Origin of the sequence: Enterobacter sp. BNK-8 (assembly GCF_048685095.1) — a bacterium.
Taxonomy (GTDB): Bacteria; Pseudomonadota; Gammaproteobacteria; order Enterobacterales; family Enterobacteriaceae; genus Enterobacter; species Enterobacter quasiroggenkampii.
Genome location: NZ_JBLQTN010000001.1, coordinates 2,735,731 through 2,750,791, shown reverse-complemented (window position 1 = coordinate 2,750,791; position 15,061 = coordinate 2,735,731). Strand labels below are relative to the sequence as shown.

The following is a 15,061-nucleotide window of genomic DNA, read 5'->3' as shown; positions in this document are numbered from 1 at the left end:
TCCCGGTGGGAGGGGGAACCGAATACAGGAACAACGATGACGAATCTAAAAAAACGCGAACGAGCGAGAACGAATGCATCGTTAATCTCTATGGTGCAGCGTTTTTCTGATATCACCATCATGGTCGGTGGATTGTGGGCGGTGTGTCGGATCAGCGGGCTGCCGTTCTTATATATGCATCTTCTGATGGCCCTGATTGCGCTGGTCGTGTTTCAGATGATCGGCGGAATGACCGATTTCTACCGCTCGTGGCGCGGCGTCAAAATGACCACCGAACTGATGCTGTTGCTGCAGAACTGGACCCTGAGCCTGATCTTCAGCGCAGGCCTGGTGGCGTTCAGCCATGATTTTGATAATCGCCTCGTGACCTATCTCTGCTGGTATCTGTTAAGCAGCGTCGGCATGGTAGTGTGCCGCTCCCTGATCCGCTTTGGCGCGGGCTGGCTGCGCAACCGCGGCTATAATCGTCGCTTTGTGGCGGTAGCAGGCGATCTGCCCGTCGGCAGGGTGCTGCTCGACAGCTTCCGCAAAGAGCCGTGGTTAGGCTTTGAAGTGGTCGGGATTTATCACGACGCGAAGCCTGGCGGCGTGCCTGCCGATTGGGCGGGCAACTACGACCAACTGATTGACGATGCCAAGGCCGGCAAAATTCACAACGTCTACATCGCCATGCAGATGAAAGACGACTCCCGCATTAAGCAGCTGATGCGCGAACTGGCGGATACGACCTGTTCAGTGCTCCTGATCCCGGACGTGTTTACCTTCAACATCCTTCATTCGCGTATTGAAGAGGTGAACGGCGTGCCGGTCGTACCGCTGTACGACACGCCGCTGTCCGGTATTAACCGCGTGCTGAAGCGTCTGGAAGATATCGTGCTCTCTTCGCTGATTCTTCTGCTCATCTCTCCGGTGCTGTGCTGCATTGCCCTGGCGGTGAAGCTGAGCTCTCCTGGACCGGTTATCTTCCGTCAGACCCGCTACGGCATGGACGGTAAGCCGATTATGGTGTGGAAATTCCGCTCCATGAAGGTGATGGAGAACGACAAGGTCGTGACCCAGGCCACGCAGAACGATCCGCGCGTCACCCGCGTGGGGAACTTCCTGCGCCGCACCTCGCTGGATGAACTGCCACAGTTTATCAACGTCTTTACCGGCGGGATGTCGATTGTTGGCCCGCGTCCGCACGCGGTGGCGCATAACGAGCAGTACCGCTCGCTGATTGAAGGCTACATGTTGCGCCATAAGGTGAAGCCGGGCATCACCGGCTGGGCGCAAATCAACGGCTGGCGCGGCGAAACCGACACGCTGGAAAAAATGGAAAAACGCATCGAGTTCGATCTGGAGTACATCCGCGAGTGGAGCCTCTGGTTCGATATCAAGATTGTTTTTCTGACTATCTTCAAAGGTTTCGTGAACAAAGCGGCGTACTAAGATGAGCTTACGTGAAAAAACCATCAGCGGCGCCAAGTGGTCAGCGATGGCGACCATCGTCATCATTGGCCTCGGCCTGGTGCAGATGACGGTGCTGGCGCGCATTATCGATAATCACCAGTTCGGCCTGCTGACCGTCTCGCTGGTGATCATCGCGCTGGCCGATACGCTGTCTGACTTTGGTATCGCCAACTCGATTATCCAGCGCAAAGAGATCAGCCATCTTGAGCTGACCACGCTCTACTGGCTGAACGTGGGGCTGGGGATTTTCGTGTTTGTGCTGGTGTTCCTGCTGAGCGACACCATCGCCAGCGTGCTGCACAACCCGGATCTCGCCCCGCTGATGCGCACGCTGTCGTTTGCGTTCGTGGTGATCCCCCACGGGCAGCAGTTCCGCGCGCTGATGCAGAAAGAGCTGGAGTTCAATAAGATCGGCATGATCGAGACCAGCGCCGTGCTGGCGGGCTTTACCTTTACCGTCGTGAGCGCCCATTTCTGGCCGCTGGCGATGACCGCCATCCTCGGTTACCTGGTGAACTCTGCCGTGCGTACGCTGCTGTTCGGCTACTTTGGGCGTAAAATTTACCGTCCGGGACTGCATTTCTCTCTTGCGTCCGTCTCGTCCAACCTGCGCTTTGGCGCGTGGCTGACGGCGGACAGCATTATCAACTACGTGAACACCAACCTCTCGACGCTGGTGCTGGCACGTATTCTCGGCGCCAGCGTGGCGGGGGGCTACAACCTGGCCTACAACGTCGCGGTGGTGCCGCCGATGAAGCTGAACCCAATAATCACCCGCGTGCTGTTCCCGGCGTTTGCCAAGATTCAGGACGACACCGAGAAGCTGCGCGTTAACTTTTACAAGCTGCTTTCGGTGGTGGGGATTATCAACTTCCCGGTGCTGCTGGGGCTGATGGTGGTGTCCAGCAACTTCGTGCCGCTGGTGTTTGGCGAGAAATGGAACGGTATTATCCCGATCCTTCAGCTGCTGTGCGTGGTAGGGCTGCTGCGCTCCGTGGGGAACCCGATTGGGTCCCTGCTGATGGCAAAAGCGCGCGTGGACATCAGCTTTAAATTCAACGTGTTCAAAACCTTCCTGTTTATTCCGGCAATTATCGTCGGCGGGCACATGGCGGGCGCCATTGGCGTCACGCTGGGCTTCCTGCTGGTGCAGATCGTCAATACCGTTCTGAGCTACTTCATCATGATTAAACCGGTGCTGGGCTCCAGCTATCGTCAATACATCCTGAGCCTGTGGCTGCCGTTCTATCTCTCATTGCCGACCCTGGCGGTGAGCTACGGTCTGGGCGCGATCCTCAGCGGCCATCTACCGCTGGCCGCGCTGCTGGCGGTGCAGGTTGCCGCGGGGGCGCTGGCCTTCGTCGTGATGATCGTACTTTCTCGCAATGCGCTGGTCGTTGAGATGAAGCGCCAGTTTTGCCGTAACGAAAAAATGAAAACGCTGCTTCGCGCAGGCTAGTTCTTTAAGAGGCCATTATGAAATTATTAATTCTTGGCAACCATACCTGCGGCAACCGTGGCGACAGCGCCATCCTGCGCGGTTTACTGGATGCGATTAACACCCTTAAGCCTGAGACCGAAGTGGACGTGATGAGCCGTTATCCGGTCAGCTCATCCTGGTTACTGAACCGCCCGGTGATGGGCGACCCGCTCTACAGCCAGATGAAACAGCACAACAACGCCGCGGGCGTAATGGGCCGCGTGAAAAAAGTGCTGCGTCGTCGCTACCAGCATCAGGTGTTGCTTTCCCGGGTGACCGATACCGGCAAGCTGCGCAACATCGCCATCGCGCAGGGCTTCACTGACTTTGTTCGTCTGCTGTCCGGCTATGACGCCATTATCCAGGTCGGCGGTTCATTCTTCGTCGATCTCTACGGCGTGCCGCAGTTTGAGCATGCGCTCTGCACGTTCATGGCGAAAAAGCCGCTGTTTATGATTGGCCACAGCGTGGGGCCTTTCCAGGATCCGCAGTTTAACCAGCTCGCAAACTATGTCTTCGGCCACTGCGACGCGCTGATCCTGCGCGAGTCGGTCAGCCTTGAGATGATGAAGCGCAGCGAGATTGACACGTCAAAAGTTGAGCACGGCGTGGATACCGCCTGGCTGGTGGATCACCAGGACGACAGCTTCCAGCCGAGCTACGCGGTGCAGCACTGGCTCGACGTGGCGGCGAAACAGAAAACCGTCGCCATTACCCTGCGCGAGCTGGCGCCCTTCGATAAACGTTTAGGCACGACGCAGGCGGCGTATGAGCAGGCGTTCGCCGACGTGGTGAACCGCGTGCTGGACAGCGGGTACCAGGTGCTGGCGCTGTCCACCTGTACCGGCATCGACAGCTACAACAAAGATGACCGCATGGTGGCGCTGAACCTGCGCAACCTGGTCAATGACCCGTCACGTTATCACGTGGTGATGGATGAACTGAACGACCTGGAGATGGGCAAGCTGCTCTCCGCCTGCGACCTGACGGTGGGCACCCGTCTACACTCGGCCATTATCTCTATGAACTTTGGCACGCCGGCCATTGCCATTAACTATGAGCACAAGTCCGCCGGGATTATGCAGCAGCTCGGTATGCCGGAAATGGCGGTGGATATTCGTCATCTGCTGGACGGATCGCTCGGCGCCATGGTGGGGGACACGCTTGGCCAACTGCCTGCTATCAATGAACGTCTGGCGGTGGCGGTGAAAGCCGAGCGCGAGAAGGGCATTGGGATGGTGAAATCGGTACTCGATCGCGTACGGGAGGGGAAATGAAGGTTGGTTTCTTCTTACTGAAATTTCCACTGTCGTCCGAAACGTTTGTTCTGAACCAAATCACCGCGTTTATCGATATGGGATATGACGTGGAGATTATCGCCCTGCAAAAGGGCGATACCCAAAATACCCATGCGGCGTATACCCAGTATGGGCTGGAGGCAAAAACCCGCTGGCTGCAGGATGAGCCGTCCGGGAAGCTGAGTAAGTTGCGCCACCGCGCCAGCCAGACCTTACGTGGGATCCATCGCGCGTCGACGTGGCGGGCGCTGAATGTCTCCCGCTATGGATCAGAATCACGCAATCTGATCCTGTCGGCCATCTGCGGGCAAACGGCGCAGCCGTATCGTGCCGACGTGTTTATCGCCCACTTTGGCCCGGCAGGCGTCACCGCCGCGAAGCTGCGCGAACTGGGCGTAATTGACGGTAAAATTGCGACCATTTTCCACGGTATCGACATCTCCAGCCGCGAAGTGCTGAACCACTACACGCCGGAATACCAGCAGCTTTTCCGGCGTGGCGACATGATGCTGCCGATCAGCGAACTGTGGGCCGGACGCCTGAAAAACATGGGCTGCCCGGGAGAGAAAATTGCCGTTTCGCGCATGGGCGTGGATTTAACGCGCTTTACCCGCCGTCCGGTGAAGGTGCCGGGCAAACCGCTGCAGATCATCTCCGTCGCGCGCCTGACCGAGAAGAAAGGGCTGCATGTGGCGATTGAAGCCTGCCGCCAGCTGAAAGCGCGTGGGGTGGATTTCCACTACCGCATTCTCGGGATTGGGCCGTGGGAGCGTCGTCTGCGCACGCTGATCGAACAGTATCAACTGGAAGATGTCGTAGAGATGCCGGGCTTCAAGCCGAGCCACGAGGTCAAGGCCATGCTCGATGAGGCAGATGTATTTCTGCTGCCTTCCGTCACGGGGGCAGATGGCGATATGGAAGGCATTCCGGTGGCGCTGATGGAGGCAATGGCCGTGGGTATACCGGTGGTCTCGACCCTGCACAGCGGGATCCCGGAGCTGATTAAGTCTGACCATTCCGGCTGGCTGGTGCCCGAGAATAACGCCATGGCGCTCGCCGATCGGTTAGCTGCTTTCAGCGACATCGACCAGCAGGCGCTGGAGCCCGTGCTGCACAATGCCCGACAAAAAGTTGAAGCCGATTTTAACCAGCAGGTGATTAACCGTCAGTTAGCCAGCCTGCTGCAAACGTTGTAACGCCGAGGATGTATGCTGAAAAAGATTACCCGACGCACCTTTGTCTCGTCTCTGTCCGTTCTGGCGGCCACGCCGCTGCTGTCGTCCCGCATTGCGCGGGCGGCGAGCGGAAGAACGGTCTCTGTTAAACAGTACAATAACAACGACTGGATCGCGGCCTTTAAGCAGGCGTTTAATGACGGGGACACCGTCGTTGTCCCTGCCGGGCTGACCTGTGAAAACATCAACACGGGTATTTTCATTCCCGACGGTAAAACGCTGCTGATCCGCGGGGCGTTAACCGGCAATGGCCGCGGCCGCTTTGTTCTGCAGGAAGGCAGCAAAGTGATAGGGGAAGGCGAGGGGCGGACAGAGAATATCACTCTCGATGTACGTGGCTCCGACTGCGTAATTAAAGGGCTGGCCATGAGCGGTTTTGGCCCTGTAACGCAGATCTACATCGGCGGTAAGAAACCCAGCGTGATGCGCAATTTGCTGATTGATAACATCAGCGTGAGTCAGGCCAACTACGCTATCCTGCGCCAGGGTTTCCACAACCAGGTGGACGGCGCTCGCATCACCAACAGCAAATTTAGCCATCTGCAGGGCGATGCGATCGAATGGAACGTCGCTATCAACGATCGCAATATCCTGATTTCCGACCATGTCATCGATAACATCAACTGCACCAACGGCAAGATCAACTGGGGCATCGGCATTGGCCTCGCTGGCAGCACCTACGACAACGACTACCCGGAAAAGCAAACCGTTAAGGACTTCGTGGTGGCCAACATCACCGGCAGTAACTGTCGTCAGCTGGTGCACGTGGAAAACGGGAAACACTTTGTTATACGCAATATTAAGGCCAAAAATATCACCCCTGACTTCAGTAAAAAGGCAGGAATAGACAACGCCACGGTGGCCATTTATGGCTGTGATAATTTCATTATTGATAATGTCGACATGGTCAGCAGTGCGGGAATGTTAATCGGCTATGGGGTGATAAAAGGCGATTATTTGTCCATCCCGCAGAACTTTAAGCTCAATAATATTCACCTCGATAACCGCCAGCTTGCGTATAAATTGCGCGGAATACAGATTTCATCCGGTAACGCGACCTCGTTTGTGGCGATAACCAACGTGGATATGCAGCGTGCTACGCTTGAATTACACAACAAGCCGCAGCATCTTTTTTTACGCAATATCAATGTCATGCAGGAAGCTGCCGTGGGGCCCGCCCTGAAGATTAACTTCGACCTGCGCAAGGATGTGCGAGGAAAATTCATGGCGAAAGACGAGACGCTGCTGTCGTTGGCGAACATAAAAGCCGTTAATGAGAAGGGGCAAAGCTCGGTGGATATTGACCGGGTCGACCAGCAGGTAGTGAATGTGGAAAGGCTGAACTTTGCGCTTCCGCACAGATAATCGATAATAATTTGTTTTAAGACTATTCCTGGCATAAAAGCGCGATCGAATCAGATTACAACTACTGAAATATGTAATGCTAAGGCGTAACATTGCTTCAGGATTACGGCAAATCATGCTGGCGAAAACAGGTTTTAGAGCTATAATTCGTCAACCATTTTAAGGTGGAAGAAATAATGATTAATTTGAAAGCAGTCATTCCGGTAGCAGGCCTGGGCATGCATATGCTGCCAGCCACAAAAGCCATTCCTAAAGAGATGCTGCCGATCGTCGATAAGCCAATGATTCAGTACATTGTCGACGAGATTGTTGCTGCAGGGATCAAAGAAATCGTCCTGGTTACGCACTCGTCCAAGAATGCGGTAGAAAACCACTTCGACACCTCTTACGAACTCGAAGCGTTGCTTGAGCAGCGCGTTAAGCGTCAGCTGCTGGCGGAAGTGCAGTCTATTTGTCCGCCGGGCGTGACCATCATGAACGTGCGTCAGGCGCAGCCGCTGGGTCTGGGACACTCTATTCTTTGTGCCCGTCCGGTTGTGGGTGACAACCCCTTCATCGTTGTGCTGCCGGATATCATTATTGATAACGCGTCTGCCGATCCGCTGCGATACAACCTGGCGGCAATGGTGGCACGTTTCAACGAAACGGGCCGTAGCCAGGTGCTGGCGAAGCGCATGAAAGGCGATCTCTCCGAGTACTCCGTAATTCAGACGAAAGAAGCGCTGGAGACGGAAGGGCAGGTGAGCCGCATCGTTGAGTTCATCGAAAAACCGGATCAGCCGCAGACGCTGGATTCTGACCTGATGGCGGTGGGCCGTTATGTTCTGAACGCGGATATCTGGGCGGAACTGGAAAAAACCGAGCCAGGCGCCTGGGACCGTATTCAGCTCACCGACGCGATTGCCGAGCTGGCGAAGAAGCAGTCTGTCGATGCGATGCTGATGACCGGTGAGAGCTATGACTGCGGTAAGAAGATGGGGTATATGCAGGCGTTTGTGAACTATGGACTGCGCAACCTGAAGGAAGGGGCGAAGTTCCGCAAGAGAATTGAGAAATTACTGACAGAATAAGTCGCAAGATTGTTTAACATAAATGGGTGGCAATGAGCGTATGTGGGCTGTTTACAGCTTAAGCAATCGCTCTTGCTACCTTTTTTTTTGTAAGAATATCAATAGGTAAAATGAGGCTATCCGGACTGTTGCTTCCTGGTTTTGACAGAGATTTTTCCTTGTTTTCAGGACTGTTTAAGGGGAGAATAGCGGATTAGCATTTTGTGCCTACCTCGGTAAAATCAGGCCTCTGTTCTCGCACTTGGAACAGTTAACATTGTTATTGTTTTCAGTACACTGGTAGCTGGAGAGCCAGGGGCGGTAGCGTGTTCAGAATTCAGCATGCCTTTGCTGACTCCTCAGAAGTGAAGTTTGAAATTTAACATTGCGAAGCAATACGGAATAGTCTTGTGAAAATACTCGTCACTGGTGGTGCAGGTTTTATTGGATCTGCTGTTGTACGTCATATTATTAATAACACCAACGATTCAGTGGTTAACGTTGATAAATTAACCTACGCAGGTAATCTGGAATCGCTGGCAGAAATCGAAAATAATCCCCGTTATGCCTTTGAGCGAGCAGACATCTGTGACGGTAGCGCCATGGCGCGCATTTTCGCGCAACATCAGCCGGATGCGGTAATGCATCTTGCAGCTGAAAGCCATGTTGACCGTTCCATCACGGGGCCTGCGGCCTTTATCGAAACCAACATTATCGGTACCTATGTTCTGCTCGAAGCGGCGCGTCAGTACTGGTCGCAACTGGACGACGCGCGCAAGTCGGCGTTTCGTTTCCATCATATTTCTACGGATGAAGTGTACGGCGATCTGCCGCATCCCGATGAACTGCCGGCCGGTAGCGATCTGCCGCTCTTCACCGAGACCACGCCATATTCCCCAAGCAGCCCGTACTCCTCTTCTAAAGCGTCCAGCGATCATTTAGTGCGTGCGTGGCGCCGTACCTACGGCCTGCCGACGCTGGTGACCAACTGCTCAAATAACTATGGCCCGTATCATTTCCCGGAAAAACTAATCCCGCTCATTATCCTTAACGCTCTGGCAGGTAAACCACTGCCGGTGTATGGCAATGGCGAGCAAATTCGCGACTGGTTGTTCGTTGAAGATCATGCTCGCGCGCTTTACAAAGTGGTGACTGAAGGAACGATTGGCGAAACCTATAACATCGGTGGTCATAACGAGCGTAAAAACATCGACGTCGTGAAAACAATCTGCGCCATTCTGGACGAAATCATTGCCGATAAACCGGCAGGCATTACCCATTACGCCGATCTGATTACCTATGTAACCGACCGCCCGGGACACGACCTGCGCTACGCCATTGATGCCAGCAAAATTAAAAACGATCTGGGATGGGTGCCTCAGGAAACCTTTGAGTCAGGTATCCGTAAAACGGTTGAGTGGTATTTGAAAAACGAAAGCTGGTGGAAGCGTGTAATGGATGGCTCCTATGCGGGCGAACGTCTGGGACTGGCAGAATAAAAAGGAAATTATGATGAAAGGTATTGTACTTGCTGGTGGTTCCGGAACCCGTCTCTATCCGATTACGCAAGGTGTGTCTAAGCAGTTGCTTCCTGTTTATGATAAGCCAATGATTTTTTACCCCATTTCTGTACTGATGCTGGCTGGCATCCGTGAGATTTTGGTGATTACCACTCCCGAGGATATGCCCGCGTTTAAACGCTTGTTGGGTGACGGGGCGCAGTTTGGCATAAGCTTATCATACGCCGTTCAGCCCTCTCCAGATGGCCTGGCGCAGGCATTCATCATTGGTGAAGAGTTCATCAACAATGAGCCTTGTGCCCTGGTGCTGGGAGATAACATCTATTTCGGTCAGAGCTTCGGTAAGAAACTGGAAGCGGCATCGCAAATGACCAGCGGAGCGATGGTCTTTGGTTATCAGGTGCAGGATCCAGAACGCTTTGGCGTCGTGGAATTTGATGAGAACTATAAAGCGTTGTCTATCGAAGAGAAACCGTTAAAACCCAAATCAAACTGGGCGGTCACCGGGCTCTATTTCTATGATAAGCATGTCGTAGAGATGGCAAAACAGGTAAAACCATCAGCACGCGGCGAGCTTGAAATTACCACGCTTAACCAGATGTATCTTGAGCAGGGGAATCTGCAGGTTGAGCTATTAGGGCGCGGATTTGCCTGGCTGGATACCGGTACCCATGACAGCCTGGTGGAAGCGTCACAGTTTATTCATACCATTGAAAAGCGTCAGGGTATGAAGGTGGCCTGCCTGGAAGAGATTGCGTTCCGCAAGGGATGGTTGAGCTCAGAGCAGGTAGCGGAGCAGATAAAAAAACTATCGAAGACCGATTATGGTCGCTATCTGCAAATGCTGATCGGCGAAAAAGTATAATTTGATCTGGCTGATGAGAACACCATGAAAATTTTGCTGATTGGAAAAAATGGCCAGGTTGGCTGGGAGCTACAGCGGTCTCTCTCGATTTTGGGGGAACTGATTGCTGTCGATTTTTATGATAAAGATCTGTGCGGCGATTTAACAGATACGCACGGCATAGCTGAGACTATCCGAACGGTTCAGCCTGACGTGGTAGTCAATGCGGCGGCCCATACAGCAGTGGATAAAGCGGAAAGTGAAAAAGAGCTTGCCAGAATACTTAACGCTGAAAGTGTTGAGACTATCGCAAAAGAGTCGGCAAAACTTGGCGCATTATTGATTCATTATTCAACAGACTATGTTTTCAATGGTGAGGGTACTCACTATCGCCAGGAGAATGAACAAGCAAATCCGTTAAACGTTTATGGTGAAACGAAACTGGCTGGTGAAATTGCAGTTGCCGCGCATAACCCGAAACATTTTATTTTTCGAACAAGTTGGGTTTATGCAACTCGTGGAGCCAATTTCATCAAGACAATGTTACGTCTCGCCAAAGAGAAGGAACAATTATCAATTATAAATGACCAATTTGGTGCGCCGACAGGTGCCGAATTGTTAGCGGATTGCACCGCGATTGCTATTCGTAACTCGATGCATAATAAATCGCTCTACGGTACTTACCATCTGGTCGCGAGTGGTGAAACAAACTGGCATGAATATGCGCAATTTGTTTTTGAGCTTGCCAGCCAAAAAGGCGAATTACTGAAAATTAATAAAGTTGAAGGGGTGACGACTTCATCCTATCCGACACCGGCAAAACGCCCGTCTAACTCTCGACTTTCTAATGAAAAGTTCCAGAGTACTTTTGATGTTGTTTTACCGCACTGGAAGGTTGGGGTGGAGCGTGTCGTTACTGAGATTTTAGGAAAGTAATCAGGCATTGAAATGAATATAGTCAAAACAAAGATACCAGAAGTTATTATATTTGAACCCAAAGTTTTTGGGGATTCTCGAGGCTTTTTTCTTGAGAGTTATAATAAGAAAATATTTGATGAGGCCATAGGACGTAGTGTTGAGTTTGTACAGGATAATCATTCCGAATCGCAACGCGGTGTTCTTCGTGGTTTACATTATCAGCTTGACCCCTTTTCTCAGGGCAAACTCGTTCGCTGTGTAGCAGGTGAGGTTTTTGATGTGGCAGTTGACCTTCGCAGATCATCACCAACTTTTGGTCAATGGGAAGGCGTTATTTTAAGTGCAGAAAATAAACGTCAGTTCTGGATCCCTGAAGGTTTTGCTCATGGCTTCTTAACGCTAAGTGAGCGAGCGCAATTTTTGTATAAAGCAACTAATTATTATGCGCCAAAAACAGAGCGTTGTATCAAGTGGGATGACCCGGATCTAAATATTGAATGGCCAACTATTAACGATATTCAGTTGTCACAGAAAGATTTAGCTGGCGAATTTTTTGCCGAAGCGCAAGTTTATGATTAGTTGAAATTCGCGTAAATAAAGGCCGGATAGGTATTCTGGTTATTACTTTATTTTACTTTTTGCATTAATGAGATTACTTTTAAATGACCCTTGCAAATAATGATGATGTCGCAATATTAATGGCTACGTATCAAGGAGAGCGATATATTTGCGAACAACTTACATCATTTGAGCGTCAAACATATACTAACTGGAAGTTAATTATTTCAGATGACGGTTCAACAGATAACACGCTTTCCAGAGTAGCTGATTTTGCCTTAAAGAATGTGTCGAAAGTGAAAGTTGTGGCTGGACCAAGACAGGGCTTTGTGAGTAATTTTTTATCATTATTGTTACGTGAGGATTTGACGGCAAGTTATTATTCTTTTTCAGATCAGGATGATATCTGGTATGAAAACAAAATTTCCCACGCGGTAGAATGGCTTAAAAATATACCAACAGACAAACCTGCTCTGTATTGTACAAGAACTCATCTGATCAATGAAAAAGGAGAGAGCCTTGGCTTGTCTCCTCTTTTCACTCGTTCACCGTCATTTTGCAATGCCCTGGTACAGAACATTGGTGGTGGCAATACGATGGTGATGAATGAAGCAGCACGCAAAATTGTTTGTCAGGCAGGCATTGTTAATGTCGTCAGTCATGATTGGTGGATTTATATTTTGATTTCCGGCGCTGGTGGGGAAATTAATTATGATCCACAGCCCAGTTTAGGATATCGACAGCATGGTGAAAATCTGATTGGTACAAATATGGGGTTAAGGGCTCGTTTGCTTCGTCTCAAAAAGATTATTCAAGGACAATATCGCTCCTGGAACGCAGCACATATCCGTGAGATTGAAAAAATAAAGTTCTTATTGACAAAGGAAAATCAGGAAAGATTTTCATTTTTCAAAGCAATTCATACAAAAAATGTATTTCAAAGAATATATTATTTTTTCAAATTAGGTATGTACAGGCAGACTAGAATAGATACTCTGGCTGTATTTGTCGCAGCATTATTGAAAAAAGTCTAATGTATCACAAGGTCACATTAAACGTTTACGAGATGTTCGAAAAGGTGTTCAATGCAATATTTCCCTGTAAGCCCGCGTGAAATGCTGGCGTCTATTTGGCGGAACAGATTTCTCATTAAAACAACAACGATACGAGAAATTCAGGGTCGCTATCGTGGTTCATCAATGGGCATTATTTGGTCGTTAATTAATCCACTCTTCATGCTGACTGTTTATACTTTTGTCTTTAGCGAAATTTTTAAAGCTCGTTGGCATGGGGGCAGTGCTTCCAAAGGTGAATTTGCTTTAGTTCTTTTTGCAGGGTTGATTGTATTTAACCTTTTCTCCGAATGTCTCAATAAAGCGCCACAGTTGATACTCTCAAATGTAAATTATGTAAAAAAAGTGGTATATCCATTAGAGATTTTGCCAATTGTATCGCTTGGCTCTGCGCTTTTTCATATGGTAATTAGCCTTTTTGTATGGCTTGTTGCATATTGTGTATTTTTCGGTATCCCTCATCTAACCATACTTTACTTCCCATTGGTTTTGATGCCATTAATGATTATAGCACTTGGCATTAGCTGGATTCTTGCGTCTTTGGGAGTATTCTTGCGAGACATTAATCAATTCATCACGCTTTTTACCACTGCCTTAATGTTTCTGAGCCCTGTATTTTATTCAGCCGATATTTTGCCGCCAGAATTCCGTCAGTTAATGTACCTCAATCCTCTGACTACGGTAATTGAGCAGACCCGTAATACGCTTTATTGGGGGAAACATCCTGATTTTACCGTACTGGGTATTTACTGGGTTTCTGCTTTTATTATCGCCTGGATAGGCTTTGTATGGTTCCAGAAAACGCGGAAGGGTTTTGCTGATGTGCTCTGATTTTGTAATCCAGGTTAAAAACCTGAGTAAATGTTATCAAATATACGATCGTCCTTCAGATCGTCTGAAGCAGTCCATTTACTCAGGATTGCATCGCCTTGTTGGTAAAAACCCAAAACCGTTATTCCGTGAGTTTTGGGCATTGCGTGATGTTTCCTTTGAAATAGCGAAAGGAGAATCAGTAGGTATCATCGGGCAAAACGGTTCAGGTAAATCGACTTTACTGCAATTAATCTGTGGCACGTTAAACCCAACGTCAGGGTCTGTAAAAACTCAAGGTCGTGTTGCGGCTCTGTTGGAACTGGGTTCGGGTTTCAACCCTGAATTTTCTGGCCGCGAGAATGTCTATATGAACGGTGCGGTGCTTGGTTTAACGGAAGCCGAAATTAATGAACGCTTTGACGAGATTTTGGCGTTTGCGGATATCGGTGAGTTTATCGATCAGCCGACTAAAACTTATTCAAGTGGTATGCTTGTTCGCCTCGCGTTTGCTGTACAAGTATGTATCGAGCCGGATATCCTGATTGTGGATGAAGCCCTCGCAGTAGGGGATGCACTATTCCAGAAAAGATGCTTTGAGCGCATGGATCGGTTACGCACCAACGGGACAACTTTGCTTTTTGTTTCGCATGATCAGGAATCCGTCCGTACCATGACGGACAAGGCTATATTCCTTGAGCATGGCGTCGTCAAATTCACTGGAACTTCTGCGGATGCGTTGCTTGAGTACAGAAAATCCTTGCATGAAATTGAGTCGAAAAGGCTTAGCCAGGCAGCCTTACAACTTAAAGAAAAAGCGCGTCAAATGAGAGCTGCTAAACAAACGGGGGAGCAGCAAGCAGAACAGGGAAAAATTGAGTCACTCAATATGAGTGATTCTTCCACATTAGCAAATAATGTTAATTCTCCTGCATTATCAGAGCGGCTCAAAGCATTTTCTTTTGGCGATCTGGATGCAGAGGTTTTGGATGTATCTCTCTTTAATGAAAAGGGAGAACCTTGTTCCAATTTTGATCCTCGCGATAAAGTAACCGTTATTGTTCAATGCAAAGCCCATACGGACCTAACACATTTAAATGTTGGTTTGCGCATCAGAAATAAAGAAGGCGTGAAAATGTACTCCTGGGGAACGCTGAACCAGGATATGGCGATACTAAACGGAGTATCAATGCCGGGAGACATATTCTGGCGGCGCAATTTTTCTCAGGATCAACTATTTAGTATTAAATTTGACTTTATATGCGGTATGGGTCCCAATCTATACGAGATCCAGGTTTCAATCACGGAAGAGGGTAAACCTTATTATGCTGAACAACGTATGATTCATTGGATTGATGAGGCAGCCTTCTTTACCGTGAATACGGAACCTCAATCTTATCATTTCGGTGGTGTAGCAGATTTACGCATGGTAAGTGATTTGCTTTAAAATTATTGTTAA

Annotated in this window: 13 protein-coding genes; all 13 read left to right on the top strand. The window is 49.9% G+C overall.

The window, feature by feature from the left end:
- Nucleotides 1-36: 36 nt before the first annotated feature.
- The 13 genes from wcaJ (at nucleotide 37) to ACMGGU_RS13345 (ending at nucleotide 15,049) form a co-directional block, all read left to right on the top strand.
- Complete coding sequence (gene wcaJ, locus ACMGGU_RS13405; RefSeq protein ID WP_045908619.1) at nucleotides 37-1,431, top strand: undecaprenyl-phosphate glucose phosphotransferase; 1,395 nt, start codon at nucleotides 37-39, stop codon at nucleotides 1,429-1,431.
- A 1-nt stretch (nucleotide 1,432) separates the two neighbouring features.
- Nucleotides 1,433-2,911 carry a colanic acid undecaprenyl disphosphate flippase WzxC gene (wzxC, locus tag ACMGGU_RS13400; protein WP_032646471.1) on the top strand — a complete coding sequence of 493 codons (1,479 nt, stop codon included), beginning with the start codon at nucleotides 1,433-1,435 and terminating at the stop codon, nucleotides 2,909-2,911.
- 17 nt (nucleotides 2,912-2,928) lie between these two features.
- A complete protein-coding gene (wcaK, locus tag ACMGGU_RS13395) occupies nucleotides 2,929-4,209 on the top strand; it encodes a colanic acid biosynthesis pyruvyl transferase WcaK (RefSeq protein ID WP_045908618.1) in 1,281 nt (426 codons plus the stop codon).
- Nucleotides 4,206-5,426, top strand: coding sequence for a colanic acid biosynthesis glycosyltransferase WcaL (gene wcaL, locus ACMGGU_RS13390; RefSeq protein WP_063622062.1), 1,221 nt, complete (start codon nucleotides 4,206-4,208; stop codon nucleotides 5,424-5,426). Before wcaK ends, wcaL begins: the two co-directional genes overlap by 4 nt.
- A gap of 12 nt (nucleotides 5,427-5,438) precedes the next feature.
- Nucleotides 5,439-6,830, top strand: a complete 1,392-nt coding sequence (wcaM, locus tag ACMGGU_RS13385; protein ID WP_420300644.1) for a colanic acid biosynthesis protein WcaM — start codon at nucleotides 5,439-5,441, stop codon at nucleotides 6,828-6,830.
- Between the two features lie 176 nt (nucleotides 6,831-7,006).
- The gene (gene galF / locus ACMGGU_RS13380) at nucleotides 7,007-7,900 is read left to right on the top strand and encodes a GalU regulator GalF (RefSeq protein WP_048223999.1); all 894 of its coding nucleotides are present in this window, start codon (nucleotides 7,007-7,009) and stop codon (nucleotides 7,898-7,900) included.
- 389 nt (nucleotides 7,901-8,289) lie between these two features.
- Nucleotides 8,290-9,378: a dTDP-glucose 4,6-dehydratase gene (gene rfbB, locus ACMGGU_RS13375; protein WP_069720603.1), complete on the top strand. Its 1,089-nt coding sequence runs from the start codon at nucleotides 8,290-8,292 to the stop codon at nucleotides 9,376-9,378.
- A 13-nt stretch (nucleotides 9,379-9,391) separates the two neighbouring features.
- Nucleotides 9,392-10,264, top strand: coding sequence for a glucose-1-phosphate thymidylyltransferase RfbA (rfbA, locus tag ACMGGU_RS13370; protein ID WP_069720648.1), 873 nt, complete (start codon nucleotides 9,392-9,394; stop codon nucleotides 10,262-10,264).
- Nucleotides 10,265-10,288: 24 nt separating this feature from the next.
- Nucleotides 10,289-11,179 (top strand): dTDP-4-dehydrorhamnose reductase, encoded by an 891-nt coding sequence (rfbD, locus tag ACMGGU_RS13365; protein WP_069720602.1) that lies wholly within the window; start codon nucleotides 10,289-10,291, stop codon nucleotides 11,177-11,179.
- 12 nt (nucleotides 11,180-11,191) lie between these two features.
- Nucleotides 11,192-11,740: a dTDP-4-dehydrorhamnose 3,5-epimerase gene (gene rfbC, locus ACMGGU_RS13360; RefSeq protein WP_069720601.1), complete on the top strand. Its 549-nt coding sequence runs from the start codon at nucleotides 11,192-11,194 to the stop codon at nucleotides 11,738-11,740.
- Between the two features lie 83 nt (nucleotides 11,741-11,823).
- Nucleotides 11,824-12,753, top strand: a complete 930-nt coding sequence (locus ACMGGU_RS13355) for a glycosyltransferase family 2 protein (RefSeq protein ID WP_262796446.1) — start codon at nucleotides 11,824-11,826, stop codon at nucleotides 12,751-12,753.
- Between the two features lie 51 nt (nucleotides 12,754-12,804).
- Complete coding sequence (locus ACMGGU_RS13350) at nucleotides 12,805-13,623, top strand: ABC transporter permease (protein ID WP_065102659.1); 819 nt, start codon at nucleotides 12,805-12,807, stop codon at nucleotides 13,621-13,623.
- The gene (locus ACMGGU_RS13345; protein WP_262796445.1) at nucleotides 13,613-15,049 is read left to right on the top strand and encodes an ABC transporter ATP-binding protein; all 1,437 of its coding nucleotides are present in this window, start codon (nucleotides 13,613-13,615) and stop codon (nucleotides 15,047-15,049) included. The genes ACMGGU_RS13350 and ACMGGU_RS13345 overlap by 11 nt, the downstream gene beginning before the upstream one ends.
- Nucleotides 15,050-15,061: the final 12 nt, after the last annotated feature.